Genomic DNA, 6,332 nt, shown 5'->3' on the forward strand with positions numbered 1-6,332 from the left:
CGTCCGACGTCCACTTGGCCAGGTCGCCGGTGCGGTACATGCGCTCCCCGGAATCGGTCGGGAAGGGGCAGGCCACGAACCGCTCACCGGTCAGGCCCGCACGGCCGACATACCCGCGCGCCAGCCCGGCACCGGCCACGTACAGCTCGCCCGCCACTCCGACCGACACCGGCTGCAGCGTCCCATCGAGTACGAACAGCCGGGTGTTGGCGATCGGCGTACCGATCGGCACCACCCCGGCAGCCATCCCTTCCGCGGTCAGTTCACCGGTCGCCACCCCGACCGTGGTCTCCGTCGGACCGTAGTGGTTGAACACCTTCCGGCCACCGGCCGCCGCCAGCAGCTGCGCCGTCCAGTCGACCTGCGCCGCCTCACCACCCAGCACCACCGACCCGGCCGGCAGCAACGCCTCGACACCCACCGCGGCCGTCAACGCCGCCAGATGCGACGGCACCACCTTCATCGCATCGATCCGCTGCTCCCGCAGATACCCGGACACAGCAACCGGATCTGTCACCAACTCCGCATCCAGCACGTGCAGTTGACCACCGGAGACCAGGCTCGCGAACACCACCGTGTTCCCGAGGTCGGTCACCTGCGCCTGCAACAGCGCATACCGCGCCCCCGGCACATCCCAGCCCAACCGCCCCGACACCGACGACACATAGTTGGCCAGCGACCCATGCGTCACCGCCACACCCTTCGGCACCCCCGACGACCCCGACGTATAGATCACGTACGCCAACCCGGCCGCGTCCACCACCACACCGGGCGACGCCTCCCCATAACCATCGAGGAGCGCAGCGGTCATCGGGTCGTCGACGGCGACCATCCGCACCCTGCCGACCGGGAGGTCGTCCAGCGCCTCCTGGGTGCCCAGCACCAGCTGCACCCGACTGTCGGCCAGCATGAACGCCACCCGCTCCGCGGGCAGCCGCTCGTCGATCGGCAGATACGCCGCGCCCGCCTTCCACACAGCCAGAATCGCGGTCACCATCTCCACGCCACGCGGCAGGCACAACCCCACCGCCGACTCCGGGCCCACACCCAGATCACGCAGATGGCACGCCAGACGATTCGCCGAGCCATCAAGCTCCCGATACGTGACCTGGGCACCACCGGCCACCAGCGCCACGGCATCCGGAACCGCCCGCACCCGCTCCTCGAACATCCCGGCCACGGACGAGTCCCGCACCGCCGCCGCGGTGTCGTTCCACCGCACCAGCACACGGTCCCGCTCATCCGCATCGAGCACCTCGATCTCACGCACCGCGATGTCCGGGGCGGCCACCACCGCCTCGAGCACCCGGGTGAACCACTGCGCGAACCGGGCGGCGGCCGGCTTGTCGAACAGGTCCGCGGCCAGCGTTATCCCGCCGCGCAGCCCCGCCGGCGCTCCCTCGGCATCATGCACCTCGCCGAGCGCGACCCATACGTCGAACTTCACCGAGGCCGTGGCTTCACCGCTCTGCTGCGTGTTTCCGCCGGAGGTGCGGGCGCCGGACAGTTCCAGGGCCGCGTCTCCGGTGGTCTGCATGGTCAGCACAACCTGCGCCAACGGATGCCGAGCCATCGACCGCTCGGGGGCCAGCTCCTCCACCAGCCGCTCGAACGGCACGTCCTGATGCGCGAACGCGCCCAGGCTGGCCTCCCGCACCCGTCCCAACACCTCGCGGAACTCCGGCTCACCGGACAGATCTGTCCGGACCACGAGCGTGTTCAGGAAGAGACCGACCAGGTTCTCCAACGCCTCGTCGTTGCGCCCCGCGATCGGCGACCCGATCGGAATGTCCGTCCCTGCCCCCACCCGCGAGACCGTCACCGCCAGCGCGGCCTGCAGGATCATGAACACCGTCACGCCTTCAGCCCGCGCCAGCTCCACCAGGCGCTGATGCACCTCGCCGGTCACCCGCAGCGGCGCGGCATGCCCGCGATGGCTGGCCACCGCCGGGCGTGCCCGGTCCACCGGCAGCGCCAGCTCCTCCGGCGCGCCGGCCAACGTCCCCCGCCAGTACTCCAGTTGCGCCGACAGCTGGCTGTCAGGGTCGGACTCCTCGCCCAGCAACTCCCGCTGCCACAGGGCGTAGTCGGCGTACTGCACCGCCAGCGGCTCCCAGTCGGGTGCCTCACCCCGCAGCCGCGCTGCGTACGCCGCCGACAGGTCCCGACTCAGCGGGCCCATCGACCAACCGTCGCCCGCGATGTGGTGCACGACCACCACCAGCATCTGCTCATCGGAACCGGACCGGAAGAGCCACGCCCGGATCGGCAGCTCCGCCGACAGGTCGAACGCATGCTGCGACGCCCGCACCACGGCGTCGTCCATCTCGCCGGTCTCCACCTGGGTGACCCGCAGTTCCCAGTCCAGCTCCCGCGGATCGAGGATCCGCTGGTACGGCTCGCCGTCCACGGCCGGGAACACCGTGCGCAGCGACTCGTGCCTGTCGATCACATCCCGGAGCGCCGCGCCCAGCGCGGCGGCGTCGACACCGCTCAGCCGGATCGGCACCGCGATGTTGTAGGCCGGGTTCGGGCCTTCGAGCTGCGCCAGGAACCACAGCCGCCGTTGCGCGAAGGACAACGGCACCAGCTCCGGACGCGTCCTCGCCCGCAGCGGCAGCTGAGCCTGCGCCGTGCCCTCGCCCAGGCGGGCCGCGAGTCCGGCCACCGTCGGCGCCTCGAACAGCGTCCTGAGCCCGACCTCCACGCCCAGCACCGCGCGGACCCGTGCGGTCAAGCGCGCCGCCAGCAGCGAATGGCCTCCCAGCTTGAAGAAGTTGTCATCGACGCCGACCGACGCGAGCCCCAGCACCTCGGCGAACACCCCGCACAGGATCTCCTCCTGCACGGTGGCCGGGGCGCGGCTCGTCCCGGTGTCGTATTCCGGCGCGGGCAGGGCCTTGCGGTCGAGCTTCCCGTTGACGGTCAGCGGCAGCTCGGCCAGCGTGACGAACGCGGCCGGCACCATGTACTCCGGCAAACGGGACGCCACAAACTCCCGCACACCTTCCCCGTCGATCCCGGCGCCGTCGGCATCATCGGCAGGGACGATGTAGGCGACCAGACGCTTGTCACCCGGAGTGTCCTCACGTGCCAGCACCGCGGTCCGGGCCACCTCGGGGTGTGCGCCCAACACCGCCTCGATCTCGCCGAGTTCGACCCGGAAGCCGCGGATCTTCACCTGCTCATCGGCGCGCCCTACGAACATCAGCCGGCCGTCCGTCGTCCACTTGGCCAGGTCCCCGGTCCGGTACATCCGCTCGCCCGCAGATCCGAACGGGCAGGCCACGAACCGCTCGCCCGTCAACCCGGGGCGGCCCACATACCCGCGCGCCACCCCCGCACCGGCCACGTACAGCTCGCCCGCGACTCCTGCCGGCACCGGCTGCAGCGCCGCATCCAGCACGAACAAGCGGGCGTTGGCGACCGGCGTGCCGATCGACGGCACGTCCCCAGGAACAAGCGGCTGCGACATCGAAGCGCACACCGTGATCTCCGTCGGACCGTACGCATTGATCAGCCGACGCCCCGGCGCCCACCGCTCCACCAACGCCGCGTCCAGTGCCTCACCAGCAGACACGAGCGTGGTCACCGAGTCCAGATCGGCGGCGCCGAGAGCCCCCAGCACCACCGGAGGCAGCGTCGCGTGCGTCACCCCATGACGGGCCACCACCTCGGCCAGCCCACCACCCGGATTCAGCTCCTCCGCCGACGCCACCACCAAGGCGGCCCCGGCGCCCAGCGCCATCAGCACCTCCCACGTCGCGGCGTCGAATCCGCTCGACGCGAACTGCAGCACCCGCGCATCGGGTTCGACCGCGAACCGCTCGATCTGCGCGGTCGCCAGGTTCACCGTTCCGGCATGGGTGAGCGCAACGCCCTTGGGTCGGCCCGTCGAGCCCGACGTATAGATCACATACGCCAGTCCGGTGGCGCCAACCGTGAAGTCGGGCGAGGTCTCTGGGCAGGCGTCGATCCGGTCACGTACCTGCCAGGCATCCAGCGGCACCACGGCCACCCCGTTCAGCGCGTCCGCCGGCACCGCGTCCGAACCGCCGGTCAGCACCACTGACGCACCGCTGTCAGCGATCATGAACCGGATACGCTCGGCAGGCTGCCGGGCGTCGATCGGCAGATACGCGGCCCCCGCCTTCCACACCGCCAGGATCGCCGTCACCAACTCGGCCCCACGCGGGACGCACAGACCCACGACGGACTCCGGGCCCACACCGATCCCGCGCAGATAGTGCGCCATACGGTTGGCCGCCACGTCCACCTGCGCATACGACAGCTCGACACCGTCGCCGACCACCGCCGCGGCACCCGGGGCCGCAGCCACCCGTGCCTCGAACAGCTCCACCACCGACGAGCCCACCAGCTCGACCGGCGAGGCGTTCCCTCCGCGCAGCAGCTGTTCACGCTCATCGGGTCGCAGGACGTCCACGGCACTCAGCCGGATGTCGGGCGCCGCGGTCACCAGCTCGAGGACCCGGCTCCACCGCTCGGCAAGTGCCTCCACCGAATCGGCGTCGAACAGATCCACGGCCCCGATGACGGACCCGCGCAGCCCGGCCGGACGGCCGTCCTCGTCGTAGACCTCCCCGACCATCACATCCACGTCGCACTTCACCGACGCCGTCATGGCGCCGTCAACGCCGGCGCCCCCGCCCGTGCGCACACCGGGCATCTCGAGCCCGGCCCGCTCGACGTTCTGCAGGGTCAGCGACACCTGGAAGAGCGGGTGCCTGGCCATCGACCGCTGCGGCGCCAGCTCCTCCACCAGCCGCTCGAACGGCACATCCTGATGCGCGAACGCCCCGAGACTCGTCTCCCGCACCCGGGCCAGCACCTGACGGAACTCCGGATCACCCGACAGGTCCGTCCGGACCACCAGCGTGTTGATGAAGAAGCCGACCAGGTCGTCGAGCGCCTCGTCGGCGCGACCGGCCACACCGGATCCGATCGGGACATCGGTGCCCGCGCCGAGCCGCGACAGGGTCACCGCGAGGGCGGCCTGCACCACCATGAACATCGTGACGCCCTCGGCCCGTGCCAGCTCCACCAGGCGCTGATGCACCTCGGCGGACACCCGCACCGGCACCGGGTGCCCCACGTGACTCGCCACCGCCGGGCGTGAGCGGTCCACCGGCAGCGCCAGCTCCTCCGGCGCGCCGGCCAGCGCCTGCCGCCAGTAGCCGACCTGTGCCGCGATCAGGCTGTCGGGGTCGGACTCCTCGCCCAGCAACTCCCGCTGCCACAGGCTGTAGTCGGCATACTGCACCGGCAGCGGCTCCCACTCCGGTGCCTCGCCACGCAGCCGCGCCGCGTACGCCGCCGACAGATCCCGGCCCAGCGGGCCACGGGACCAGCCGTCTCCGGCGATGTGGTGCATGACCACCAGCAGCACCTGCTCCTCGGGGCCGGCCTCGAACAGCCACGCCCGGATCGGCAGCTCCCTCGACAGATCGAACGCGTACCGCGACGCCTGTCCCACGGCGTCCGCCAGATCCTCGGGCGCGGCTTGAGAGACCTCGAGTTCCCAAGCCAGGTCCGCCGGGTCGAGGATCCGCTGGTACGGCTCACCGTCCACGGCGGGGAAGACCGTCCGCAGGGACTCGTGCCGTCCGATCACGTCCCGCAACGCGGCACCCAGCGCCGCGGTGTCCACACCGCTCATCCGCAGCGGCACCGGAATGTTGTACGTCGGGCTCGGCCCCTCCAGCTGGTCCAGGAACCACAGCCGCCGCTGGGCGAACGACAACGGCACCCGCTCGGGCCGCATCTCCACCACCGTCAACGCCTTGCGGGCCCGCCCCGCGCCCTCGGCCAGCCGCGCCGCGAGCCCGGCCGCGGTCGGCGCCTCGAACAACGCCCGTACCTCGACCTCCACGCCGAGAACCGCACGCACCCGTGAGGTCAGGCGCACCGCCAGCAGCGAATGCCCGCCCAGCTCGAAGAAGTTGTCGTCGACCCCGACCGACTCCACGCCCAGCACCTCGGCGAACACCGCGCAGAGGATCTCCTCCTGCACGGTGGCCGGGGCCCGGCCCGCACCCGTGGCGTACTCCGGCGCGGGCAGGGCCCTGCGGTCGAGCTTGCCGTTGACGGTCAACGGCAGCTCGGCCAGCGTGACGAACGCAGCCGGCACCATGTACTCCGGCAACCGCGACGCGGCCGCTGCTCGCAACCGGTCCCCGTCCAGGGCGTCGGCGTCCTGGTCCGCCGGCACCACGTAGGCGACCAAGCGCTTGTCGCCCGGCGTGTCCTCACGCGCGATCACCGTGGCCTGCGCCACCTCCGGACGCGCCGACAGCACGGCCTCGATCTCGCCG

The 6,332-nt window shown here is 71.5% G+C and carries 1 protein-coding gene; it reads right to left on the reverse strand.

Annotated features, from left to right (window positions below):
- On the reverse strand, positions 1-6,332 hold a 6,332-nt coding region (locus IEZ19_RS48880), incomplete at both ends, for a non-ribosomal peptide synthetase (protein WP_189317815.1).

Origin of the sequence: Streptomyces brasiliensis (assembly GCF_014647875.1) — a bacterium.
Classification (GTDB): domain Bacteria; phylum Actinomycetota; class Actinomycetes; order Streptomycetales; family Streptomycetaceae; genus Streptomyces; species Streptomyces brasiliensis.